Source organism: Shinella sp. OV683 (assembly GCF_057787725.1).
This window is the reverse complement of the sequence record NZ_CM173543.1, coordinates 424,257-447,338: the sequence shown is the minus strand read 5'-3', so window position 1 is coordinate 447,338 and position 23,082 is coordinate 424,257. Positions and strand designations below refer to the sequence as shown.

Below are 23,082 nucleotides of genomic sequence, written 5' to 3'. Positions count from 1 at the left end.
AGTTGCCCCTCTGTACCCAAGCATGTTTCTGCGAGATTTCTGACGACGTGTCAAATTACCAAATACATCCAAACCCGGTTTATGCCGTCCTCCGCGAAAATACGGTCGACATAAGCTGAGTTCGCTAAATTCTTCTTGGGCAATCGGCTGGAGACTTAACAGGAGGCGCCCTGTCCGCGCCTCCCTTTCGAGAGAATCTTATCCCCGGAATGTATACTCTTCCCGAGATTCGGGCTTCATCTCGATCGAGAAACCCGGAGCTTTAGGCGGCATGTAGGCGGCATCCTTGATGATGCAGGGGTCGAGGAAATGCTCATGCAGATGGTCGACGAACTCGATCACCCGGCCTTCGATCGTACCCGAGATGGCGACATAGTCGATCATCGAGAGATGCTGGACATATTCGCAGAGGCCAACGCCGCCCGCGTGCGGCCAGACCGGCAGGCCGTATTTCGCCGCCATCAGCAGCACGGCCAGCACTTCGTTCAACCCGCCCATGCGGCAGGCATCGATCTGGACAATGTCGATCGCGCCACCGGCGATCATCTGCTTGAAGATGATGCGGTTCTGGCACATTTCGCCGGTCGCGACCTTGACCGGCGCGATGGCTTCGCGGATCGCCTTGTGGCCGAACACGTCGTCCGGGCTGGTCGGCTCCTCGATGAAGAACGGCTTGCAAAACTGCAGCTTCTTGACCCAATCCTTGGCTTGCTCGACTTCCCACACCTGGTTGGCGTCGATCATCAGGTAACGATCCGGGCCGATCACTTCGCGGGCGATGGTCAGGCGGCGGATATCGTCTTCGAGATCGCGGCCGACCTTCATCTTGATATGGTTGAAGCCCTCGTCGATCGCCTCCTGGCAGAGGCGGCGAAGCTTGTCATCGTCATAGCCGAGCCAGCCGGCCGACGTCGTATAGCAGGGATAACCCTTGGCATCGAGCTTGGCGATGCGCTCGGCCTTGCCGGGCTCGGCCTTCTTGAGGATAGCCAGCGCCTCGTCCTTGGTAATGGCGTCGGTGAGGTAGCGGAAATCGACGATCTCGACGATCTCTTCCGGGGTCATGTCGGCAACCAGCCGCCAGACCGGCTTGCCGGATTGCTTGGCCAGCAGGTCCCAGACAGCGTTGACCACGGCGCCGGTGGCGAGGTGGATGGCGCCCTTGTCAGGGCCGATCCAGCGCAACTGGCTGTCCGATGTCACATGCCGCCAGAAGCGGGCCGGGCTTTCGCGGATCCAGTCGAGGTCGAGACCGACCACGAGATGGCGCATGGCTTCGATCGCGGCACAGCAGATTTCATTGCCGCGACCGATGGTGAAGGTAAGGCCGTGACCCTCCAGTCCGCCCTTGTCCGTTCCGAGGATGACATAGGCGGCCGAGTAATCCGGATCCGGATTCATGGCATCCGAACCATCAAGGCTCTGCGATGTCGGAAAGCGGATGTCGAGCGTCCGGAGTTCAGTAATTTTCGTCAAGATAGCCTCACCAATGCTGCTAGGAATACCGATCAGATATCGGCTTTGAACGTCTGCTTCTGTGTGCCGAGGCCTTCGATGCCGAGTTCCACGACATCGCCGGACTTGAAGTAGCGCGGCGGCTTCATGCCCATGCCGACGCCCGGAGGCGTGCCGGTGGAAATGATATCACCCGGATGCAGGCTCATGAACTGGCTGAGATAGGAAACCAGGTATTTTACGCCGTAGACCATGGTGGCCGACGTGCCGTTCTGCATCTGCTCGCCATTGACCTTGAGCCACATGTTGAGGTTCTGCGGGTCGGTGACTTCGTCCTTGGTGACGAGCCACGGGCCGGTCGGGCCGAATGTGTCGCAAGACTTGCCCTTGGTCCACTGGCCGGAACGCTCGGTCTGGAAGGCACGCTCGGACACGTCGTGGGCGACAGCGTAGCCGGCGACATAATCGAGTGCATCCGCTTCCGAAACGTATTTGGCCGTCTTGCCGATCACCACGGCGAGCTCGACTTCCCAATCGGTCTTCTCAGAACCGCGCGGGATGAGAACGTCGTCGTTCGGGCCAACAATGGCCGACGTCGCCTTCATGAAGATCACCGGTTCCGGCGGCACGGCCATGCCGGATTCGGCGGCATGGTCGGAATAGTTGAGCCCGATGCAGATAAATTTGCCCGTGCCGGCGACGCAGGCGCCGATGCGCTGGTCGGCGGACAGAACCGGCAGCGAAGACGGGTCAATCGCCGCGATCTTCTTCAGTCCCTCGGGCGAAATGGCGGCGCCACCGATATCGGTGACATGGGCCGACAGGTCGCGGATCGTGCCATCGGCGGCAAGAATGGCTGGCTTTTCGGCGCCGGCGGCGCCCACTCGCATCAACTTCATAATCGTGTTCCTGGTTTGGTTTCGGTCAGATGGTCCAACCACCGTCGATAGCAATCGCCTGGCCGGTCGTATAGGTCGCGCCGGCCAGATAGAGCGCGAGATCGGCAATTTCATCCGGCGTACCAAGCCGGCCGATCGGCTGTCGGGCAATGAATGCAGCACGGGCAGCATCATAATCACCCTGGGCACGCATGCGGTCCTGTAGCGACGGGCTCTCGACAGTACCGGGGCAAATTGCATTGACGCGGATGTTCTTGGAGACGTAGTCGGCAGCGACCGACTTGGTCAGGCCGATCACGGCCGCCTTGGTGACACCATAGGCAAAGCGGTTCGGCACGCCCTTGATCGACGAGGCGACGGACGCGACGTTGACGATAGCGCCCTCGCCCTTTTCCAGCATGCCCGGCAGCACGGCGCGGATCGTGCGGATCATCGACTTGACGTTAAGGTCGAAGGCGAATTCCAGATCCGCATCCTTCATGTCCATGATCGAGCCGTTGTGGACGACGCCGGCGCTGTTGATCAGGATATCGAACGGCCCATGACCGGCGACGACCGCGTGCACGGCGTCGTCATCAAGCACGTTCAGCTTCTGCGTCTTGATACCGTCCCTGCCGTCGATCTCCTTGAGAATGGTTTCGTTGATATCGGTCGCCAGAACCTTGGCGCCGGCCTTGGCAAAACCGAGCGCGATCGCATTGCCGATACCCTGTGCGGCGGCGGTAACCAGCACCGACTTGCCCTGAAAATTCGCAGTCATGACGTCTGTCCTTCCAACATTCGCTTGCGTCCGGCCCGCGGGGTCAGACGGTTTTCACTCGCCTTTCGGCAATCAATATGTGATCGGCCGCCAGCACCACTTCGTTGCGCTGATTGAGCACTTCACAGCGCTCGATAACGCGGCCGGCATCGGCTCGTTTCGGGTCGTCTTCCTTCGCCGAGATCGTGACGCGGGTCTTGATCGTGTCGCCGATGAAGACGGGCCGAATGAACCGTAACTTGTCATAGCCATAGGAGAAAGCAACCGGATTGATCAGGCTTGCGGTCAGCCCGACGCCGATCGAGAAGATCATCGTGCCATGCGCGATGCGCTGGCCGAACGGCGTCGTCTTGGCAAATTCCGCGTCCATATGGTGCGGGAAAAAATCGCCGGTATGGCCGGCATGCACGACGAAATCGGTCTCGGTGATCGTCCGCCCGGTGGTGATGCGGATGTGGCCGAGCTCGTAGTCTTCGAAATAGATCGCCTTTTCCATTTTACGCTGGCCTCTGTTCGAGCGGGGTCGCGGGTTGGCTGGACGATTTGTAGCAGGCTTCCACCAACGCCATCGTGTTCCATCCGTCCTCGACGGAGCTGATCAACTCGCTGTCCTCGCCGGATGCAAAGCGCTGCAGGTTGGCCATGCGGCCGACAAAAGCGTCCGGGAACCATTCGCCCTGGAGCGGCACGGTGACCCACGAATCGCCGCCCTTGGGATAGATTTCCAGAATATCCGGCTCGCCATGCGGATAATTGAGATTGAGACCGAGCTGAAGGTAAGCCGCGCCTTCCGTGCCCGATACGCGAAACTCGCAAGCCTGATGCCGGCGGCCGAATTTGTGGTCGTGATTGATCGACAACGAGCAACGGACCTCATTGCCGTAATCGAGTATCGCCGACGTACGTGTCTGGGCCATTTCGTGATTGGGGTGGCCAATCGTCTTGGCGTGCACACCTTGGGGATCGCCGAGTATCTGGCGGATCACGTCGAGATAGTGGATCGAGTGCATGGTGATCTCGATGCGCGGCAAGCCGTTGAGAAATGCCCAGAGGCTCCACGGCGTGTCGACCGCCAGCAGCACGTCGATATCCACGACCCTGCCCAACAGGCCCTTGGCGATCGCATCCTTGAGTGCCAGCATCATCGGTGCAAAGCGCAGCTGGAAATTGCCGGCGGCCTTGAGGTTCTTGGCGCGGCAGACGTCGAGAACGGCGGTCGCACCGGCCAGATCGCTGCCCATCGGCTTCTGGATCAACACCGGCGAACCATCCGGCAATCCTTTGAGCACCGCAACATGTGCGCCCGGAGGCGTCGCCAGATCAAACACCGCACCGTCAACGGCAGCCGCTTCCTCGGCCGAACCATAGGCCTTCACGCCCCAGGCATCGGCGAGCTTCTCGGCCTTGGCCAGATCCGGGTCGTATAGACCCGCAACCGGAAAGCCAGCCTTCCTGTAGGCCGGGAAATGCGCATCGCCGACGATCGAGCCTGCTCCGAATGTCACGATCGGACGCGGATTGGCAGGCTTCGGCCAGGATTGTGAAAGGGAGGATGGGTCGAAGGTGGTCATGTTTGCCCCTCATCTGCCTGCCGGCATCTTCTCCCCGTTGAAACGGGGAGAAGGGACTCGCGGCAAGCGCGGAGCAGATTCCCTCGCCCCGCTTGCGGGGAGAGGGTTAGGGTGAGGGGCAACTTTGCAAGATCAATCAAGATGGAACACCTCTTCCATCCCGGCCCACCACTCACCTTCCTTGCGGCTTTCTAGTGGCTTCTGGCAAGGCATGCACACCGACCACCATTCTTGCGTCTTCGGATCGGCAGCCATCTTGGCCATGTCAGCGGCATAATCGGTGCCGTGATATTCGTAATAGGCGAACATCAGGTTCTCAGGCTCTTTGAGATAGATCGAGTAATTCCTGATGTTGCAGGCCGATATCATAGTGAGAATCTCGGGCCATACCGCAGCATGCAGCCGCTTGTACTCGGCCACCTTATCGGCGTTCAGGCCGATGATCTGTCCCATGCGCTGCATGATCACACCTCCCCTCGTGTCACGACGGAATTGAACTCGCTGATCGACCGGCGCTTGACCTCGTCCCAGTCCCAATCGATGCCGATGCCGGGCTCGGTGGGGGCAAGCGCATGACCGTTCTCGATCACCATATGCTTGCCGGTGATCTCGTCGAGTTGCGGAATGTATTCCACATATTTGCCGTTCGGGACAGCACAAGTAAGGCTGACATGCAATTCCATCAGGAAGTGCGGGCAGACCGGAATGTCGAAGGCCTCGGCCGCATGCGCGACCTTCAGCCAGGGCGTGATGCCGCCGATCCGACCGACATCGACCTGGACGATCGAGCAGGCGCCCTTCTGCATATATTCGCGAAAATGACGGATGGAGTAGAGCGATTCACCGACGGCAATCGGTGTCGAGGTGCTAGCCGAAAGCCGCGTGTGACCATCGATATCGTCGGCGGCCAACGGCTCCTCGATCCAGGCGAGATCGATATCCCTGAGGCGCGACGATCGGCGAATGGCCTCGTCCAGCTTGAAGCCCTGATTGGCGTCGGTCATGATTTCGTAGCCGTCGCCGACCGCCTTGCGGACCGCTTCGAGACGTTTGAAATCTTCCGAGCCGTGCGGCTTGCCGATCTTGACCTTGGAGCCGGTAAAGCCCTTGGCCTGTGCCGCAAGCGCGTCGTCGACCAGCGCCTGCTGCTCGATATGCAGCCAGCCGCCCTCTGTCGTATAAAGCGGGCAGCGATCCTTGGCACCGCCGGCCAGTTTCCAGAGCGGCAGACCAAATTTCTTGGCGCGGAGATCCCAGAGCGCCGTGTCGATCGCGGCAATGGCGATGGCCGTAATCGCACCGATTGTCGTGGCATGGGTAAAGAATTCGAGATCGTGCCAGATGCCTTCGATCATGTCGGCATCCCTACCGATGATGCGCGGTGCCAGATGATCCTTGAGCAGGCGCATGACGGAGGAGCCGCCCGTCCCGATCGTGTAGGAATAACCGGTGCCCACCGCGCCATCGCTGTCGGTTATGGTAACAATCGGCGTTTCCTGGCTGACGAAACTCTGGATCGCATCGGTGCGCTTGACCTTCGGAACAAGGTCGACCATCCGCAGTTCGACTTTCTCGATCTTAGCCATGGCCTTCAGCCCCTCAACGTCTTGCCGGTTGCCGCATCGAACAGATGCGCCTGCGACAGGTCGAAACTCATCTCGATCTTGTCGCCCATCTTCAGCGCATGTGGATTGAGCATGCGCGACACCCAGTCACGGCCGGTGAACTCGGCAAACACCAGCGTCTCGTTGCCGAGCGGTTCGGTGATCGACACTGTCAGTGTCGCCTGGTGCACTTCGGACGCCTCGCCCGAATTGATGCCGTGGCCGGTGGGGTAGATATCGTCGGGGCGCAGACCGAAGACGATCTTTTGCCCGGCGGAAACCTTGTCGCGGAATTGCTGCGGCACCGGCAGCGTATCGCCATTGGCGAAAGTCACCAGGCCATTGTCGATCGTGGCTTCCACCAGATTCATCGGCGGCGAGCCGATGAAGCCGGCGACGAAACGGGTCGCCGGCCGCTTGAACACTTCCTCCGGTGTGCCGACCTGCTCGATATAGCCGTCGCGCATGATGACGATGCGATCCGACAGCGTCATTGCCTCGACCTGGTCGTGGGTGACGTAGATCACCGTCGACTGCACCTTGGCATGCAGCTTCTTGATCTCGGTGCGCATCTGCGTCCTGAGCTTGGCATCGAGATTGGAAAGCGGCTCGTCGAACAGGAAGACTTCCGGATTGCGCACGATTGCGCGACCCATTGCGACGCGCTGGCGTTGCCCCCCGGAAAGCTGCGCCGGACGACGGTCGAGCAGTGCTTCGAGGTCGAGCGTCTTCGCCGCATCCGCGACCCGTGCTTCGATATCGGCCTGCGGACGTCCGGCGATCTTCAGCGAGAAGCCCATATTCTCCTTCACGGTCATATGCGGATAGAGCGCATAGGACTGGAAGACCATGGCCAGGTTGCGGGCGCGTGGCGGCAGGTCGTTGACGACGGTACCGCCGATGGCGATCTCGCCACCGGAAATGTCCTCGAGGCCGGCGATCATGCGCAGCGTCGTCGACTTGCCGCAACCCGATGGGCCGACCAACGCGATGAATTCGCGGTCCGCGACTTCAAGATTGATGCCATGGACGATCTCGAGCGCGCCGTAGCGCTTGACCAGATTTCTGAGTGAGACAGGTGCCATGTTTTACCCTTTGACCGCGCCGGAAGTCAGGCCGGAAACCAGATGCTTTTGAACGATGAAGGTGAGGATCAGCGCCGGGATGATCATCACCACGGCGAGTGCGCACATGCCCCGCCAATCGATGGTGAACTCGGCGGTGTAGTCGAGCAGCCCGACCGGCAGGGTCTTGGAATTGACCGAGCGCGTCAGGTTGGAAGCGAGCGCGAACTCGTTCCAGGATGTCAGGAAGGCGAAGATGCCGGACGATGCGATGCCCGGGCCGGCCAGCGGAAACTCCACTTGCCAGAACGCCTGCCACCGGGTGCATCCGTCGATCTGGGCGGCCTCGGCAAGATCCTTCGGCACCTGCCGGAAGAAGCCGTCGATCAGCCAGATCGTGAAGGGAACATTAAGCGCGACATAGGCGAGGATCAGGCCGAAATGCGTGTCGAGCAGGCCGAGCTTGGCATAGACAAAGAACAGTGGAAGCGACAAGGCGATGCCAGGCACGGTGCGGGTCAGCATCAGGCCAAGGAAGTAGCCGGACTTGCCGCGGAAACGATAGCGGGCAAACGCATAGCCGCCCGACATGCCAATACCGATGGCGATCAACGTCGAGGTAATCGAGACGATCAGCGAGTTGCGGAAATATTCGATGACCGGAATGCCGCCTTTGCCGACGCCGGAGAACATGGCGATGTAGGCATCGAACGAGATCTCGTTGGGGATCCAGACCGGCGGCTTGGCCATGATCTCGACCGTCGGGCGCAGCGAAGACAGCACGATCCAGAAGCCCGGCAGGCAGATGATGGTCATGGCCACAAACAGGCCGATGAAATGGCCGACCTTGAGGAGGCGACGGCGCAGGCGATGGGATTGGTTGATGTCCATGATTACCACTCCGCGCCGATCTGGGTTCTGGCCGCAGCAAGCTTGCGGTAGAAGTAGACAGTGAAGACGATCGACAGAAGGATCGAGAAATATGCCATGGCGTTGGCCATGCCCATCTTCGCATCGCCATAGGCGGTGCGCGAGACGAGCGTCCAGAGCAGCTCGGTGCGTTTTGCCGGCCCGCCATCGGTCATGATCTTGACGATGTCATAGGCGCGCGCCACGTCGAGCGAACGGATGGTCATGGCGATGAAGGCAAACGGCATAACGAACGGCCAGACGACATAGCGGAATGTCTGGAACGGCGTGCAGCCGTCGACGCGCGCCGCCTCGATCGGCTCCTTCGGCATGGCCAGCAGGCCGGCGAGGATGAGGATCGCGAAGACCGATGTCGAAGACCAGACTTCAGCAACGATGATCGAGAAGAAGGCGAGACGGCCGTCGATCAGCCAGGGGATTGCCGTATCGCTCAAACCGAGCGCCTGCAGCGCATTGTTGACCAGCCCGACATTGTCGTTGAACATGAACTTGAACTGGAAGCCGACCAGCAGCGGCGAAAACATCATGGGAAACATCATGATGGTGCGCAGGATGCGCTGGCCGCGGGTGGCCTTCTCGACCAGCATCGCAAGACCCAGGCCAAGCAGCATCTCGAGATTGAGCGCTATGGTCAGCAGCAATACGGTGCGACCGAAGGCCCACCAGAATTCCGCGTCGCCGAGCAGCTTGATGTAGTTCCGGAACCCGATGAAGATCCACAAGGTTTCGGGCTTGGTCAGACGGAAGGGCGTGAAGCTCGAATAGAGCGACAGAAGCAGCGGCACGATGACCACTGCGGCCAGGACCACGATGGCGGGCAGCAGCAGCAGAAACGGCGCTGGCGGTCTCCATCCTTTCATGCAGGGTACTCCGGTCATTCTAAGTGAGAAATGGGGCAGGCAGAATTAAGGGCGCGCCGCGTGCAGCGCGCCCTCTTTTATCACAGGATTTAGAGAGCCCCGGCTTCCTCGAGGATGTCATTGGCCTTCTTGGCCGCATCATCGAGTGCCTGCTTGGAGGTCTTGTCGCCAAGGATCGCAGCCTGCAGTTCGGGATAGACCGCATTGGAGATTTCGATCCAGAGCGGGGTCTGCGGAACCGGGAACGCATTCTGCGCGGCTTCCTGGAATGCCTTCAGCACCTCGGTGCGATAAGGATCGTTGGCAGCCTGCTTGATGTTGTATTCCCAGACGGCGGTACGCGTCGGCAGCGGGCCGGCGGCGGACTCAAGCTTCTGGCTGTCTTCGTTGGTCAGGAACCAGACGAGCGACGCAGCAGCTTCCTTGTTGGCGCAATTCTCGGTGACCGAGAAGCCGTGATGGCCGGACCAACCGGTGCGGATACCAGCCGAACCCTTTGGTTGCACCTTCACGCCGACATTGCCGGCAACCTTGGACGACTTCGGATCGTTGAAGAAGCCAGCCCAGCCGGGCCAATCGAGGTTGAGCGCCACGGTGCCGGAGGCGAAGCCCTGGCCGAGGTCATCCCAAAGATAGTTGGTCGTGCCGGCCGGCACAGCCTTGTTCTTGTACATCCGCACGAACCAGTCGAGCGCACGCACGCCTGCGTCGGAATTGAACACCGGCTTGCCTTCTGCGTCGAGATATTCGCCACCTTCTGCAACGACCATTTCATAGAAGCGGCCGTTGATGGCTTCTTCCTTGCCGGCAAACTGCGTGCCGTAGAAATCCGGCGGATTGGCGAAGAACTCTGCCTGGTCGGCAAGATCGGCCCAGGTGTCTGGCGGCACGAGATCGCGGCCATACTTGGCCTTGAACGCGGCCTTCTTGGCTTCGTCCTGGTAGAGGCTCTTCTGGTAGTAAAGCGCCGACACGTCGAACTGCGCGCGCGGCAGCATCACCAGCTTGCCGTCAAGCGTGGACGCCATGATCGTGGTCGGCACGAAGGCGTCGATTTCTTCCTTCGGCAGCAGCTTGTTCAGGTCCGTATAGATATCCGGATACTGTGGGGCGAAGGACGAATGGTTCGAACCCACGCACCAGGTGACGCTCGAAGACGCTATGTCGGACTTGATTTCCTTGTCGAGCTCGAAATGGTTCTTCTTGGAAAGCACGTTGACCTTGGCGCCGGTCAGCTTTTCCCATTCGGCGATGCGCGCATAAAGCGCTTCATACTGCTGACCGCCGATCAGCTTGGCATCGATGGTCACGCCATCGAACTTGCCCGGCAGATCCGCAGCCGAAGCCATGCCGCCGAACATCATAACAGAGATAACGCCAGCGGAGACGCTGGCCAAAAGACTTTTCATGGTTTCCTCCCAAGAGCGCCGCCGCCAAAAAGGGGCGGTAACGGATGCAAACTCTCACGGATGAGAGTTTCATTTATATATAAACAGCATCTTCACCGGAGCGTCAAGCGCAATTATCTTGCTTGCGAATCCATTATGCGTATATGAATACTGCACTTCACAGGAGGGAATGCGCTTGGATAATGACGACAATGACCGTTACCGCGCCCCGGCACTCGACAAGGGCCTCGACATTCTGGAGCTATTGGCGGGCATCGATGGCGGCCTGACGCAGGCGGAAATTGCCAAGCGCGTCGGCAAAAATGCCAACGAGTTCTACCGCATGCTCGACCGGCTGGTGAAGCGTGGATACGTCACCAAGCTGGATGGCGACCGCTACTCCCTGACGCTGAAACTCTTCGGCCTGGCACAGTTGCACGCGCCAGTGCGCAGGCTGGCATCCTATGCCACGCCGCTGATGCGCGAACTTGCCGAGCAGACGATGCAGGCCAACCAACTGGTGGTCTTCGATCGTGGCGCCGCCGTGGTCATCGCCCAGCAGGAAGCACCGGGATATTGGGGGATTTCGATCCGGGTCGGCTCGCATATCAGCCTGCTGAACACAGGCTCGGGTCATGTGCTGCTGGCCTTCCGCACACCGGAACAGCGCGCCATGATGATGCAAGAGTACGAGGAGCGCGGCGAAGCGCCACTGGAGCCGGCCTTGGATTTCACCGAGCGGCTCGACCAGATCCGCGAGCGGGGCTATGAGATGATGCCCAGCGTCCAGACCGCCGGCGTCGTCAACCTCTCCGCCCCGGTCATGGGACCGGATCAGAAGGCGATCGCGGCCTTGACGATTCCCTACATCACCATCATCAATTCTGCAGCCGCACCCAACATTTCGCAAACCATCCAGTTGCTGGTGAAAACCAGCGAGCAGTTGTCCAAATTGGCAGGACTGGATATCAAGATGACGGGCTGATTTTCTTATTTGAAGATATTATTTCTATTTGAATAATGGCCGCCTTGCTGTTAGGCTTTTGAAGAGGCATGGGAGGGAGGCGGCTTCCATTGCCAGAACGATCCGGGAGGAATGGGATGATTGTCGATACACATCTGCATATCGTGGACCAGGCGGCGCTGAACTATCCATGGCTCGCCAATGCCGGTCCGCTCAATCGCAACGCCTCCTATGAGGACTATGCGCGCGAGGCCCGACGCCTCGGCATTACCGCCACCCTGCACATGGAAGTCGACGTCGCCGCTGCCGATATCGAGAAGGAAACCGACTACGTTACCGCCGTTGCTGCACGCGAAGACAGCCTGCTGGTGGGCGCCATTGCCGCCTGCCGTCCGGAAGAAGATGGCTTCGCCGCCTATCTCGAGCGGATTGCCGACAAGAAGATCATTCGCGGCCTGCGCCGCATCCTGCATCAATCGCCGGACGAACTCTCGACTTCGGCACTCTTCCGCGAGAACATCAAGCGTCTTTCCGGCACCGGCCTGACCTTTGACCTCTGCGCCCTGCCGCACCAGTTGCCGATCGTCGCCAAGCTTGTTGATCTCGCACCAGACGTGCAATTCGTGCTCGACCATTGCGGCGTGCCGGACATCAAGGGCGGCGCTCTCGATCCGTGGCGGGCGAACATGACCGAGATCGCCAAGCGACCCAACATCGTCGGCAAGCTTTCTGGCATCGTCGCCTATACGGATACCGGCGCCTGGACAGTGGACACGATCCGCCCCTATGCCGAGCACACCATTTCGAGCTTCGGCTTCGACCGCATGATCTGGGGCAGCGACTGGCCCGTCTGCACGCTCGCCGGCACGCTCTCGACCTGGGTAGGTGCCACGCATACGCTGCTGGAAGGTTGCAGTGCCGACGAGAAGTCAGCGCTTCTCAGCCGCAACGCCATAAAACTCTGGAATTTGAAACTCGCCTAGGACCTATGCCATGACCGCAACTGTCGGCGTCTCATCGACGCATCCCAAGACCATGCCCGCCGACCACGCCGAAATCCCCGTCTGGAATTCGGAAAACTGGTTCTACGAGGATTTCGAGGTCGGCCACAAGATCCGCTCGCTCCGCCGCACCATCAGCGAAGGCGAATCCCAGCAGTTCAACGCGCTGGTGCTCGACATGCACCCCTATGTCAGCGACCAGATTTTCGCCGAAACCGAAGGCCTGTTCGGGCGTCGCCTGGTCGCCGGCGCCTTCGTCTTCTCCGCCGGCCTTGGCCTGGTGGCAACCAATTGCATCAACGCCTTCTCCTATGGCTACGACAAGCTGCGCTTCATCAAGCCGACCTTCATCGGCGACACGATCTACACGATCCGCACCAATCTCTCCAAGCAGCCGAAATATGACGAACTGGGCCTGATCCGCTCATCCTACGAGGTCTACAAGGGCGAAGGCGAACTGGTGCTGTATTGCGAGCATATCCAGACGGTGAAGTATCGCGACGGCAAGCCGAAAAACTAAGATCGGGTGGCAGGCTTTGCCTCGATAATATAAAAGGGAGAACGCGTCATGATCGGGCTTGGCTCCCCGAATCCAGCTTCCGCCAGCAGGGCGCCATATTCCGCGGTCGTTCGTTCCTTAGCACCGGGAAAGAGGACGAGCATCTGGATGTCCGAGAGGAAATTCAGCGCGAGGGATGCATCCGGATCGTCGGTCAGCACCCGCTCGATTATCAGCAGGCGCGAATTTGGATGCATCGCGCCGCGAATGTTTCGCAGGATCTGTAGGCAATGCGCGTCGTCCCAGTCGTGCAGGATCTGCGAGAGCGTATAGATATCGCCGCCCTCCGTAACCCAGTCGAAGAAGCTGCCGGCATCGATCGCGCAACGGTCGGTGACATCGCTGAGGACAGTTTCGGCACCCACGACGACATTTGGCTGGTCGAAGAGTACTCCGCGAACGGATGGATTTTTGGCCAGGATCGCGGCAAGCAACGCGCCATTGCCACCGCCGACATCCACGACGAGATGCGCGGATGCGAAATCGTAGGCCTCCGCCACCGCATTATGGCGGTCGTCCGGGCTGTTCTGCATGAATTTGTCGAAAATCTCGCCGTCTGCAGGATTGGCACGCAGATAGTCGAAAAGCGGTGCACCAAGCTTTTCCTCGAAGGCGGGCTTGCCCGTTCTGATCGAATATTCCAATCCGCTCCAGGCGAGCCAACTGCTTGGCAGTCCCCAATATCGTGAGGCATAATGTGCCGTTGGCGACGTGTCGGTCCGAAGTAGCCTTGATTTGGCGGTATGGCCGACAAGGCCTTGCGCATCGACGGAAAAGATTCCGAAGGCGGCAAGACCACGGCAAAGACGGAGCAGCGCTCCCTGATGCGCGACACAAAGGCGGGCAAGTTCCTCGATAGGTCGCGGCTCTTCATCGATGCTGTCCGCCAGCCCGAGCGAAGCAGCCACCTCGATCATCTTCGAAATCTGATTTGCTCGCACGAGAAAAGCCATCTCGCGATAGCTCTCGCGCCCGTCGCCCCCTACAACCATGAGACTGCCCTCGCAACAGAGGAAAATGAACTGCTCTATGGAAATGCGGCGAAGAATAGCACAAACAGTTGGCTTCGAAAGCCCCGCGCCTCTCGCACCGGGAACGGCCGGCGCACCTCTTGCTTTAAATCACGATGATCAGCCAAGGCTTTCGCGGAACATCCGATTGAGGTCGGCGATAACGACGGCACCGCTCTCTTTCGCTTTCAGCCCCGCATTGATCCGATCTGATGCCGCATTCTGGAACGTCATGTAGCCTTCATGCCGCGGACGCACCCAGGCGGCTTCCAGCGTGGCTCTTGTATTAGCGTAGAAATCGCCGGTGGCCTCGTTGACCGTCTCATCCTCCCAGGCGGCAGCATGGCCCGGCTGTCCGCCGGAAGAGGCATAGAGCCCCTTCTGGATATCGGCGCTTGCGATCCAGTAGGCGAAATCCACCGCCGCGTCGGTCGCCTTGGAGAAGGCTGAAACCGCGATACCTGTGCCGCCCAAGGCCGAGCCCGCCGGGCCGATAATGCCAGCTTCGGGAATGTCTGCAAAGGTCAGCACGTTCTTGCGGAAACCGTCCATCGCATAGTTCACGTAGCCGTAGATGAACGGCGAGCACGCAATCACGCTGCCTTCGTCGGCCATGCGCTCGAATACCGCGATCGGGTCCATATCGAAGCAGGCTGGCTCGACGAGTGCCGCCAGCTCGGCGATCATGTCGAAGACCTCGGCGCCAATCTCCGCGTCGACCAGCTTGTCACCGCCGGACGCACATGGCGCCATCAGGTTGGCACAGAGCGTATAGAAGGTCATCAACGAATGCGGCGGGCGAAGCGCCAGGGCCACGGCGCCCTGTTCGGCAAGTTCGATCACCTCGTCCCAGCTTTCGGCCGGATCGACCAGATCTTCGCGAAAAGCCTGCACCTGCGTTGCAGCATCGATCGGGAACGCCCATTGGCGCCCCTGCCAATTGTAGCTCGAAAAGGACTCGCCGACGCTGCCGGCGGCAAGCGCTTCGAATTCCGCGTCACGGCCATCGATATCGAGCGGCGCAAGGCAGCCTTCCTTGGTAATCTGGCCGACATGCGGATGGTCGATGACGATGAGGTCGTACTGGCGCGCCAGTTCCTCGACCGGGAAGGATTCGAAATCCTGCAGCGAGCGCTTGTCCCATTCGATCTCGACGCCGGTCTTCTGCTTGTAGAGTGCAGAGCACGCCACCATCGGGTCATAGCCGCGCGGATGGCTCCAGGTCATGCCCTTCAATTTCACGCTCATAGTCCGAACTCCGCCTTGATCCTGTCCGAGTGCTCGCCGATGCGAGGCGCTGCGCGATCGCCGTGCGGACGAACGCCGTTGACCCTTAGCGGCGAGCAGGTCGTGAGGATAGAGACATTGTCATCGCGCTCTACCTTTTGCAGCATATCGAGCGTCTTGAAGCCGTCATGCTCCATCAGCTCTTCCCAGTTCAGCACCTTGGCGCACCAGATGTCGGCAGGTTCCAGAACCGAGAGCCAGTGGTCGATCGTGCTGGTTTCAATCTTTGCGGCGATCAGCTTCTTGATTTCGTCGCGTGAAGTAAACCAGCTCGAGGGGTTGTCGCTATAGGTGGCGAGTTCCTCGATACTGAGCAGCGCCTGGATCTTGCCGAGCGGTGTCATGGCGATGGCGAGATAGCCGTCCTTGGCAGGATAAACGCCGTAGGGCGCAGAGAGATAGGCATGCGCACTACGGAAATCCGAACGCTTTGGCAGGCGGCGGCCATCGTTGAGATAGGTCGTCAGCACCTCGAACTGGAAGTCGACCAGCGCCTCGAGCAGGCTGGTTTCGATATGGCTGCCGGTGCCCTTGATGCCGCGCTTGACGAGTGCGGCCAGAATACCCTGGCAGCAAGCTGCGCCCGCCAGCATGTCACCAACGGCGAGGCCAAATGGTACCGGCCCCTGGTTCTCATCGCCATTCAGCCACATCAGGCCGGAGCGCGATTGTGCCAGCAGATCCTGGCCGGGGCGCTTGACCCACGGACCCTCCTCGCCATAGCCGGAAATCGAGGCATAGACGAGCTTCGGATTGATCTTTTTGACCGCCTCATAGTCGAGGCCCAATCGCTCGATGACGCCAGGACGGAAATTCTGGATCATCACATCGGCGCGTTCCAGGAGACTGCGCAATGCCTTCAGATCTGCCTCGCTCTTCAAGTCAATGGCCAGGCTTTCCTTGCCGCGGTTGATGGCGTGGAAGATGGTGGAGTCGCCGCCAATCTCGGTGTCGCTGAGATAAAGGCGGCGCGAAAGATCGCCGCCATCCGGCCGCTCGATCTTGATGACGCGGGCGCCGAGATCCATCAGCCTGAGCGAACAATAGGGTCCGGAAAGAAACTGGCTCATATCGACGACCAGCAGGCCGGCGAGCGGCAGTTCGTTGTCTTCAGTCATATCGTGTGCTTTTCCTTGAAATCTTCCTCGACCGCACCTTCCGGCACGGCGAATGAACCTGTTTTTGAGCGCTTAAGTGATCCGGTCGGCCATCCGCATTGCTGCGATTGTCCGATATAGATGTCGTTTTGCGCGCGATTTATGGGTTCACTCATTCCTCCCAGAAATTCTTATGTGAATAATATATTCAGATATGATCAGAACACAAGCGGAAACATGGCAGCGCGGCCCGCCGGTGCGCACGAAAACGCCTAGGCAGGGTCGCTACGAGAAGATGTGAAATTGAAAACTAGGCGTAGGCGCCGCGTCGCAACCCTTCGATCCAACTGCGGCAGATCTGGACGCCCTCTTCGGGCTTGAAGGCGGCGGGATTCAAGCACCATGCGAGCCAAAGCCCGTCGAGCAGCGCAGTAAACGCGATCGAGGTCAAACGGATATCGCCGACCGCAAACTTCTCCGCCTCTGAAAGGTCCCGGATCAGCCCCTCGACCGTACCGACATAATCGGAATACTCGCCCTGCTGGGAGGTACTCATGCGCGGCGAGTGCAGGATCAACCCCCAGAAAACCACCCAGACGCCGAGCACATCCCGGTCGAACAGGATCGGCGAGAAAGATGCCTCGATAAAAGCGTCAAGACGTGCGGTCGGGGTCCGCTCGGCTTCCTCGACGGCCTTGAGAATTGCCTGCAGCAACCCTGTCGACATGATGTCGAACGCATAGGCCACCAATTCGTTGATCTCTCCGAAATGATGCGTGATCAGCCCTTGGGTGACGCCCGCCTCCGCAGCGATCTGGCGCACCGACACACCCGCATTGCCATGCTTGACGATGCAGCGCAGCGCCGCCTCGCCCAGTTGCCGACGACGATCTTCCGGCGTCTCGCGGCGGAAACGTGCTCTTGTCTTTGTCACTTCGGTCCTGGCCAAATCACAAGCCCTCGTCCATGGCCTCACTCATGCGCGTGCCCGGCCGATATGAAAAGCCGATCCGGCAGATGGTAAGCGACAAAGCTGTTGATATCTTGCCTCATTCTCATAGTAAATACATGAAATAATTACCGTTTCAAGAGTTATTATACGATCTTATAATTTCTCTTGCGCAAAATTTTTTTCGTGCCTATCCTTCCCTTCAATGACCCGTCGAAAACAGGACGGGCGGGGAACTGAGGATAGAGCATGACGCGGGATTCCCGTTACGACGTGCTGTTCGAGCCTGTGCGGATTGGTCCGGTCACAGCGCCGAACCGCTTTTACCAGGTGCCACATGCCAGCGGCATGACCAATGCGTTGCCAAGGGTTCGCGCCGCTTTCCGCGAGACCAAGGCCGAGGGCGGCTGGGGCGTCATCTGCACTGGTGCCTGTTCCATCGACCCCACCTCGGACGATGCGCCGTTGCCGTTTGCGACAATGTGGGACAAGAACGATATCCGGGCACATGCGATGATGACCGAGGCCGTCCATCGGCACGGCGCTCTTGCCGGCGTGGAACTCTGGCATGGCGGCGCTTCCGTGATGAACCGCGCCAGCCGCCTGCCGCCTCTGTCGCCCTCGGGCATTCCGTGGATGGCGACCCATATCGGCTTCATGGGCAATCTGCGCCCCAAGACCATGGACAAATCCGATATCAAGGACGTGTTGCGCTGGCAGGCCGAAGGCGCGCGCAAGGCCCGAACCGCCGGCTTTGACATTGTCTACGTCTATGCCGGCATGGGCTATCTCGGCTATGAATTCCTGCTGCCGGAATACAACAAGCGGACGGACTGTTATGGTGGCTCAATCGCCAATCGCGTCCGCTTCGTCCGCGAAATGATCGAGGTCACCAAGGACGCGGTCGGCAAGGATTGCGGCGTCGCGCTTCGCGTCAGCCTCGAGGAACTGCGCGGCCGCCCCGGCCAGAACCAGCCGTCTGAAGCTCACGAATTGGTCGAACTGCTTTCGGATATCCCCGACCTCTTCGACGTGAAGATGGATTCCAGTCCGACGGACTGTTCCGCCTCCCGGTTCACTGGCGAAGGCAGCCACGAACCGGTGATCGATTTCGTCAAGAAGCTCACCACCAAACCGGTCGTCGGCGTCGGCCGGTTCACCTCGCCGGACACGATGGTCAGCCAGATCCGCCGAGGGGTACTCGACCTCATCGGCGGCGCACGGCCCTCGATCGCCGACCCCTTCCTGCCCAACAAGATCAAGGAAGGCCGCGCCGAGGAAATCCGCGAATGCATCGGCTGCAACATCTGCATTTCCAGCTGGCATGACAGCGTGCCGGTCCGTTGCACCCAGAACCCGACTGCGGGCGAAGAATGGCGCCGCGGCTGGCATCCCGAACGCGTCGAAGCGGCCAAGACCCGCGAGAAGGTGCTGATCATCGGCGGCGGACCTGCTGGCCTCGAATGCACGCTGACCACGGCGCGCCAGGGCCACGAAGTGACACTCGCTGACGCCGGCAAGTCCTGGGGCGGGCGGCTGACTTTTGAAAAGACCTTGCCCGGTCTCGCAGCCTGGAACCGCGTCGTCGACTATCGCCTCGGCCGGCTCAACGAACTCACCAATGTCGCGATGTATCTGGAGAGCACGCTCGGCGTCGACGAGATCATCGATCTCGCGCCCGATCACGTCGTGCTGGCAACGGGTGCCCGCTGGACCAACATGCTGTATTCCTCGATGGAAATCCCGGTCGGCCAACTCAACCACCCGGAAGTGTACACGCCCGATGATATCGCCGCCGGTCGCCTGCCCTCGGGGCCGACGCTGGTCTTCGATTTCGACAATTACTATTATGGCGGCGTGCTCACGGAGCATCTGGCAGCCCAAGGCATTCCCGTCTCCTATGTCACGCCCGCCGGCCAGGCCTCCGCCTGGACGATCATGACCAACGAACTACCGCTGGTGCACAAGGCGCTCGCCCGCCGCAACGTTCCGGTCACCACGCTGCAGATGCTGACTGCCTTTGATGGCGAGACGGCAACGCTGACACATCTCTTCAACGGCGAGCAGACCAAGGTGAGTTGTCGCTCGGTGCTGATCGTCGGCCTTCGCCTGCCGCGAACAGAATTGCCGGAGGCGCTCGAAGCGCGAGCTTCCGACATCGAGGCTGCCGGTATCAAGTCCATCACCACGATCGGCGACGCACTGGCACCGGGCGCCATCACTCACGCGGTACACAGCGGCCATAAGGCAGCCCGCGAAATGGGGATGAGCACAGGCCGCAAGCTGTTTTTGCGTGATACGCCGATCACCGACTGCGAACCTGGTTTCGACCAGGCCGTCGCGGCCGAATAGGGGAGCTGATGAGCGAAGCCCCGTCCATGTCCCGGTTTTCCATCGCTTCGCCTTTGGCGGGTGGCGCGCTGCATGCCGTGGGCTCGGGGCTGTTCCACACGCTTTTGCCGCTCCGGCTGGTGGCCGACGGATACGGTGCAGATGCGGTTGGTCTCGTGGTGGGGGCGGAGGGCGCGGGCTTCCTGATTGGCTGCATCGGCTCGGTTCGTCTGATCCGTTCGGTCGGCGAAGTCCGCGCCTATGCCGCGCTCTCTGCCACCTCCGCCGTGCTCATCCTGTCGCTAGGCACCCAGCCGCATCTCGCGGTGTTCATGATCATCCAGGCGGTGGTCGGTTTTGCCAATGCCGGCCAGGCGGTAGTGATCGAGAGCTGGATGAACGCCATGGTTTCCAACCAGAACCGTGGCCGCATATTGACTCTCTACGTCCTGCTGCTCGGCCTGTTCTATGGCCTCGGCCAGCTGCTCGCGACCAGCATCGACCCCGCCGGCCATCCGATGCTGATGATCGCCGCAGCCTTCTACGTCATCGCCCTGGTTCCCGTCACCGCCATCTGGGTTGGTGAGCCGGCGCTGCATGTGCCGATCGGCATCAAGCTATTCCGCACATTCCGGATCTCGCCGATCGGCGCTCTCGCCTGCCTGATGACCGGCCTGATCTCCTCGACCTTTGCCTCCATCGGGCCACTCTACGGGCTGGAACTGAAATTCTCGCAGCAGAATATCGTGCTGTTGATGGCGGCAACCCAGCTCGGAGCACTGTTCCTGCAATTCCCGCTCGGCTATCTCTCCGACCGACTCGACCGCCGCATGATGATGCTGTGGTTGTCGGTCGCGCTTGCCATCCTTTGTACCGCTCTCCTGTTTCTCGGGCCGACGACGCCATTCTGGCTGTTCCTGATCTTGTTCTCGATCTTCGGCGGCATATCCGAGATTTTTTACCCACTGGGCGTCGCCCACGCCAACGACCGCGCCGACCCCTCGGAATTCGTCACCCTGTCGTCCAACCTATTGCTGATCTGGGCGTTCGGCGGCACGATCGGCCCCGCCATCGTCACCGCCGGTGTCGAGCCCTTCGGCACCGCGATCTTCTTCTGGTATGCGACCGGCCTCTCGGTGCTGTTTGCCGCCTATGCGCTCTGGCGCCGCTATCGCCAGCCCATGGCCAAGTCTCGCGAGCAATTCGTCGCTTATCCGCAGACCTCGCCGGCGGTCTATGAATGGACGCCACATGACGATGCCGACGGCGGCGATACTGGAAAGGCCACACCATGACAAAGGTGGTCGATACATTCCCGCGCAACATCAAATGCCTCGATCCGGTCTTCATCACCATGAAGGACGGCGTGCGACTGGCCGCCACGATCTGGCTGCCGGAAGACGCCGAGGACAAGCCGGTACCGGCGATTCTCGAGCTCATTCCTTATCGCCGCCGTGACGGCACCGTCTTCCGCGACATGAAGATGCACCCCTATGTCGCGGGCCACGGCTTTGCCTGCTGCCGGGTGGATATCCGCGGCTCCGGTGATTCCGAAGGCATTCTCGCCGACGAATATACCGAGCAGGAGTTCAACGATGCCGAGGAGATCATCGCCTGGCTCGCCAGCCAGAGATGGTCGACGGGCGCAGTCGGCATGACCGGCATTTCCTGGGGCGGCTTTAACGCGCTGCAGGTCGCGGCCCGCCAGCCGCCGGCGCTGAAGGCAATTATCGCGCTCTGCTGCTCCGATGACCGCTATGCCGATGACGTCCATTACTTCGGCGGCGCTCTGCTGACTGAAGACGCCATGTGGTCCGCCTTCATCATGGCGCTTGGCACCTTGCCACCGGACCCGCAGATCGTCGGCGAGCGTTGGCGCTCGATGTGGCAGGAGCGACTCGAAGCGACGACCTGCTGGTCTTCGACATGGATGCGCCACCAGCGCCGTGACACCTATTGGCAGCGCGGCTCGGTCTGCGAGGATTTCTCCAGGATAAAAATTCCCGTCTATGCAATCAGCGGCTGGGACGACACCTATTCGAATGCCGTACCACGCCTGCTCGAAGGACTCAGCGGCCCACGCAAAGGCCTCGTCGGCCCGTGGACGCATGCCTATCCGTTCCTCGGCGCGCCGGGTCCGGCAATCGGCTATCTGCAGGAAGCCATCCGCTGGTGGCGGCATTGGCTGGAAGGCACAAATACCGGCATCATGGATGAGCCAGTCTATACGACCTGGATCAACGCACCGCATCTGCCGCAGCCGTCTTATCCCGATCATCCTGGTCGCTTCGTCGGCGAACCTTCGTGGCCATCGCCGAATATCGACCTGCGCGTGCTGCATCTCAACGAAGGCGGTCTCGCCGCACAGCCTGTTGGCGGAAACGCCATGCTTCTCTGTTCGCCAGTTACCGCCGGCCGCGATTGTGGCCGCTACGGCGGTTACGGCAGTGATGTGCCCGACATGGCGATCGACCAGCGGCGCGAGGACGGGCTGGGCCTCTGTTTCGACGGCCCGCCACTGATGGTCGATTTCGATATGCTGGGTGCACCCTCGGTCGATATCACGGCCACCAGCGATAGCGCCCATGGCCTTATCGTTGCCCGACTTTGCGAGGTCTGGCCGGACGGAACGTCGACACTGGTCACCTGGGGCGTGCTAAACCTCACGCATCGCAATAGCCACCTCAAACCAGAACCGCTGGTGCCCGGCGAAAGCTTCCGCGCCCGCGTCGAACTCAACCATGTCGGTCGCCGCTTTGCTGCGGGCAACCGCCTGCGGCTGGTATTGACCAACCAGCATTGGCCTGTGCTGTGGCCCACGCCCGGCATGCCGGTGTTGAGCATTGAAAGCGGCGCGTGCCGTCTGGCCTTGCCGGTGCGGGCGCACGTGGCTGGCGAACAGGATATCACCTTCGAACCCGCCGAGATCTCGCCACCCGTGCCGATGGAGGAATTGCGCGGCGAGGATCATCGTCGCGAGGTCTACATCGACGGCGCCAGCGGCCGCCAGGTCATCACGCTGACCAGCGACCACGGTCGCCAGCACCTCACCGACCGCGCCAACATCACCGATGCCGTAGTGATCGACCGCATGGAAATCACCGAGGGCGATCCTCTGTCGGCCCGCATCGACACCGGCTGGGAACTCGGCTTCCAGAGCGCCGACGCCGATGTCACGACCAAGTCGCTGGTGACGCTGACCTCCGACGTCACCCGGTTCCGGCTGAAATGGCGTCTTGAAGTCCGCGAACGCGGTGAACTGGCTTTCGAGAAGGAGGGAGACGAATGGATCGATCGCGATCATATCTAATGTCTCGCTCCGTAACACACCCCAAGACGCGCTCCGAAAATGG

Annotated in this window: 21 protein-coding genes; 6 read left to right on the top strand and 15 right to left on the bottom strand. The window is 60.4% G+C overall.

Features of this window, described 5'->3' with window-relative positions; genetic code table 11:
• Positions 1-198 precede the first annotated feature (198 nt).
• The 11 genes from ACXHRN_RS02170 to ACXHRN_RS02120 all read right to left on the bottom strand — a co-directional run bounded on the left by ACXHRN_RS02170 (position 199) and on the right by ACXHRN_RS02120 (position 10,507).
• Positions 199-1,476 carry an L-fuconate dehydratase gene (locus ACXHRN_RS02170; protein ID WP_488639714.1) on the bottom strand — a complete coding sequence of 426 codons (1,278 nt, stop codon included), beginning with the start codon at positions 1,474-1,476 and terminating at the stop codon, positions 199-201.
• A 32-nt stretch (positions 1,477-1,508) separates the two neighbouring features.
• Positions 1,509-2,354, bottom strand: coding sequence for a fumarylacetoacetate hydrolase family protein (locus ACXHRN_RS02165; RefSeq protein WP_488639713.1), 846 nt, complete (start codon positions 2,352-2,354; stop codon positions 1,509-1,511).
• Positions 2,355-2,379: 25 nt separating this feature from the next.
• Positions 2,380-3,114 (bottom strand): SDR family oxidoreductase, encoded by a 735-nt coding sequence (locus tag ACXHRN_RS02160; protein ID WP_488639712.1) that lies wholly within the window; start codon positions 3,112-3,114, stop codon positions 2,380-2,382.
• 43 nt (positions 3,115-3,157) lie between these two features.
• Positions 3,158-3,610: a MaoC/PaaZ C-terminal domain-containing protein gene (locus ACXHRN_RS02155; protein ID WP_488639711.1), complete on the bottom strand. Its 453-nt coding sequence runs from the start codon at positions 3,608-3,610 to the stop codon at positions 3,158-3,160.
• Position 3,611: 1 nt separating this feature from the next.
• Complete coding sequence (locus tag ACXHRN_RS02150) at positions 3,612-4,685, bottom strand: Gfo/Idh/MocA family protein (protein WP_488639710.1); 1,074 nt, start codon at positions 4,683-4,685, stop codon at positions 3,612-3,614.
• Between the two features lie 132 nt (positions 4,686-4,817).
• The gene (locus ACXHRN_RS02145) at positions 4,818-5,147 is read right to left on the bottom strand and encodes an L-rhamnose mutarotase (protein ID WP_488639709.1); all 330 of its coding nucleotides are present in this window, start codon (positions 5,145-5,147) and stop codon (positions 4,818-4,820) included.
• A 2-nt stretch (positions 5,148-5,149) separates the two neighbouring features.
• Positions 5,150-6,271 carry a mandelate racemase/muconate lactonizing enzyme family protein gene (locus tag ACXHRN_RS02140; protein WP_488639708.1) on the bottom strand — a complete coding sequence of 374 codons (1,122 nt, stop codon included), beginning with the start codon at positions 6,269-6,271 and terminating at the stop codon, positions 5,150-5,152.
• A 5-nt stretch (positions 6,272-6,276) separates the two neighbouring features.
• Positions 6,277-7,374 carry an ABC transporter ATP-binding protein gene (locus tag ACXHRN_RS02135; protein WP_488639707.1) on the bottom strand — a complete coding sequence of 366 codons (1,098 nt, stop codon included), beginning with the start codon at positions 7,372-7,374 and terminating at the stop codon, positions 6,277-6,279.
• 3 nt (positions 7,375-7,377) lie between these two features.
• On the bottom strand, positions 7,378-8,244 hold the full coding sequence (locus ACXHRN_RS02130) for a carbohydrate ABC transporter permease (protein ID WP_488639706.1): 867 nt from the start codon (positions 8,242-8,244) through the stop codon (positions 7,378-7,380).
• 2 nt (positions 8,245-8,246) lie between these two features.
• Positions 8,247-9,143: a carbohydrate ABC transporter permease gene (locus tag ACXHRN_RS02125; RefSeq protein ID WP_488639705.1), complete on the bottom strand. Its 897-nt coding sequence runs from the start codon at positions 9,141-9,143 to the stop codon at positions 8,247-8,249.
• Between the two features lie 89 nt (positions 9,144-9,232).
• On the bottom strand, positions 9,233-10,507 hold the full coding sequence (locus ACXHRN_RS02120; RefSeq protein WP_488641800.1) for an ABC transporter substrate-binding protein: 1,275 nt from the start codon (positions 10,505-10,507) through the stop codon (positions 9,233-9,235).
• A gap of 220 nt (positions 10,508-10,727) precedes the next feature.
• On the opposite strand from ACXHRN_RS02120, the gene ACXHRN_RS02115 reads away from it, so the two are divergent.
• From ACXHRN_RS02115 to ACXHRN_RS02105, 3 genes are all read left to right on the top strand, one after another.
• On the top strand, positions 10,728-11,516 hold the full coding sequence (locus ACXHRN_RS02115; protein WP_488641799.1) for an IclR family transcriptional regulator: 789 nt from the start codon (positions 10,728-10,730) through the stop codon (positions 11,514-11,516).
• Positions 11,517-11,632: 116 nt separating this feature from the next.
• Positions 11,633-12,478, top strand: a complete 846-nt coding sequence (locus ACXHRN_RS02110; RefSeq protein ID WP_488639704.1) for an amidohydrolase family protein — start codon at positions 11,633-11,635, stop codon at positions 12,476-12,478.
• A gap of 10 nt (positions 12,479-12,488) precedes the next feature.
• Entirely contained in the window at positions 12,489-13,016 is a 528-nt protein-coding gene (locus tag ACXHRN_RS02105) for a MaoC family dehydratase (protein WP_488639703.1), read from the top strand.
• On the opposite strand, the gene ACXHRN_RS02100 is transcribed toward ACXHRN_RS02105, so the two are convergent.
• From ACXHRN_RS02100 to ACXHRN_RS02085, 4 genes are all read right to left on the bottom strand, one after another.
• A complete protein-coding gene (locus ACXHRN_RS02100; RefSeq protein ID WP_488639702.1) occupies positions 13,013-14,047 on the bottom strand; it encodes a methyltransferase in 1,035 nt (344 codons plus the stop codon). The two genes, ACXHRN_RS02105 and ACXHRN_RS02100, sit on opposite strands and share 4 nt — an antisense overlap.
• A gap of 138 nt (positions 14,048-14,185) precedes the next feature.
• Entirely contained in the window at positions 14,186-15,313 is a 1,128-nt protein-coding gene (locus ACXHRN_RS02095) for an extracellular solute-binding protein (RefSeq protein ID WP_488639701.1), read from the bottom strand.
• Positions 15,310-16,470 carry a CaiB/BaiF CoA transferase family protein gene (locus tag ACXHRN_RS02090; RefSeq protein WP_488639700.1) on the bottom strand — a complete coding sequence of 387 codons (1,161 nt, stop codon included), beginning with the start codon at positions 16,468-16,470 and terminating at the stop codon, positions 15,310-15,312. The genes ACXHRN_RS02095 and ACXHRN_RS02090 overlap by 4 nt, the downstream gene beginning before the upstream one ends.
• A gap of 289 nt (positions 16,471-16,759) precedes the next feature.
• On the bottom strand, positions 16,760-17,383 hold the full coding sequence (locus tag ACXHRN_RS02085; protein WP_488639699.1) for a TetR/AcrR family transcriptional regulator: 624 nt from the start codon (positions 17,381-17,383) through the stop codon (positions 16,760-16,762).
• Positions 17,384-17,647: 264 nt separating this feature from the next.
• Between ACXHRN_RS02085 and ACXHRN_RS02080 the strand changes: the two genes are divergently transcribed.
• The 3 genes from ACXHRN_RS02080 to ACXHRN_RS02070 are packed head-to-tail and all read left to right on the top strand — an operon-like array spanning position 17,648 to position 23,039.
• The gene (locus ACXHRN_RS02080; protein WP_488639698.1) at positions 17,648-19,750 is read left to right on the top strand and encodes an oxidoreductase; all 2,103 of its coding nucleotides are present in this window, start codon (positions 17,648-17,650) and stop codon (positions 19,748-19,750) included.
• An 8-nt stretch (positions 19,751-19,758) separates the two neighbouring features.
• On the top strand, positions 19,759-21,024 hold the full coding sequence (locus tag ACXHRN_RS02075; protein WP_488639697.1) for an MFS transporter: 1,266 nt from the start codon (positions 19,759-19,761) through the stop codon (positions 21,022-21,024).
• Positions 21,021-23,039 carry a CocE/NonD family hydrolase gene (locus ACXHRN_RS02070; RefSeq protein WP_488639696.1) on the top strand — a complete coding sequence of 673 codons (2,019 nt, stop codon included), beginning with the start codon at positions 21,021-21,023 and terminating at the stop codon, positions 23,037-23,039. Before ACXHRN_RS02075 ends, ACXHRN_RS02070 begins: the two co-directional genes overlap by 4 nt.
• Positions 23,040-23,082: the final 43 nt, after the last annotated feature.

Excerpts from the sequence above, each read along its gene's own strand:
- ACXHRN_RS02110 (WP_488639704.1), top strand. The coding sequence starts at position 11,633 with ATGATTGTCGATACACATCTGCATATCGTGGACCAGGCGGCGCTGAAC.
- ACXHRN_RS02090 (WP_488639700.1), bottom strand. The coding sequence starts at position 16,470 with ATGACTGAAGACAACGAACTGCCGCTCGCCGGCCTGCTGGTCGTCGAT.
- ACXHRN_RS02155 (WP_488639711.1), bottom strand. The coding sequence starts at position 3,610 with ATGGAAAAGGCGATCTATTTCGAAGACTACGAGCTCGGCCACATCCGC.
- ACXHRN_RS02105 (WP_488639703.1), top strand. The coding sequence starts at position 12,489 with ATGACCGCAACTGTCGGCGTCTCATCGACGCATCCCAAGACCATGCCC.
- ACXHRN_RS02165 (WP_488639713.1), bottom strand. The coding sequence starts at position 2,354 with ATGAAGTTGATGCGAGTGGGCGCCGCCGGCGCCGAAAAGCCAGCCATT.
- ACXHRN_RS02125 (WP_488639705.1), bottom strand. The coding sequence starts at position 9,143 with ATGAAAGGATGGAGACCGCCAGCGCCGTTTCTGCTGCTGCTGCCCGCC.
- ACXHRN_RS02160 (WP_488639712.1), bottom strand. The coding sequence starts at position 3,114 with ATGACTGCGAATTTTCAGGGCAAGTCGGTGCTGGTTACCGCCGCCGCA.
- ACXHRN_RS02120 (WP_488641800.1), bottom strand. The coding sequence starts at position 10,507 with ATGATGTTCGGCGGCATGGCTTCGGCTGCGGATCTGCCGGGCAAGTTC.
- ACXHRN_RS02080 (WP_488639698.1), top strand. The coding sequence starts at position 17,648 with ATGACGCGGGATTCCCGTTACGACGTGCTGTTCGAGCCTGTGCGGATT.
- ACXHRN_RS02070 (WP_488639696.1), top strand. The coding sequence starts at position 21,021 with ATGACAAAGGTGGTCGATACATTCCCGCGCAACATCAAATGCCTCGAT.
- ACXHRN_RS02135 (WP_488639707.1), bottom strand. The coding sequence starts at position 7,374 with ATGGCACCTGTCTCACTCAGAAATCTGGTCAAGCGCTACGGCGCGCTC.
- ACXHRN_RS02075 (WP_488639697.1), top strand. The coding sequence starts at position 19,759 with ATGAGCGAAGCCCCGTCCATGTCCCGGTTTTCCATCGCTTCGCCTTTG.
- ACXHRN_RS02130 (WP_488639706.1), bottom strand. The coding sequence starts at position 8,244 with ATGGACATCAACCAATCCCATCGCCTGCGCCGTCGCCTCCTCAAGGTC.
- ACXHRN_RS02145 (WP_488639709.1), bottom strand. The coding sequence starts at position 5,147 with ATGCAGCGCATGGGACAGATCATCGGCCTGAACGCCGATAAGGTGGCC.
- ACXHRN_RS02150 (WP_488639710.1), bottom strand. The coding sequence starts at position 4,685 with ATGACCACCTTCGACCCATCCTCCCTTTCACAATCCTGGCCGAAGCCT.
- ACXHRN_RS02100 (WP_488639702.1), bottom strand. The coding sequence starts at position 14,047 with ATGGTTGTAGGGGGCGACGGGCGCGAGAGCTATCGCGAGATGGCTTTT.
- ACXHRN_RS02140 (WP_488639708.1), bottom strand. The coding sequence starts at position 6,271 with ATGGCTAAGATCGAGAAAGTCGAACTGCGGATGGTCGACCTTGTTCCG.
- ACXHRN_RS02095 (WP_488639701.1), bottom strand. The coding sequence starts at position 15,313 with ATGAGCGTGAAATTGAAGGGCATGACCTGGAGCCATCCGCGCGGCTAT.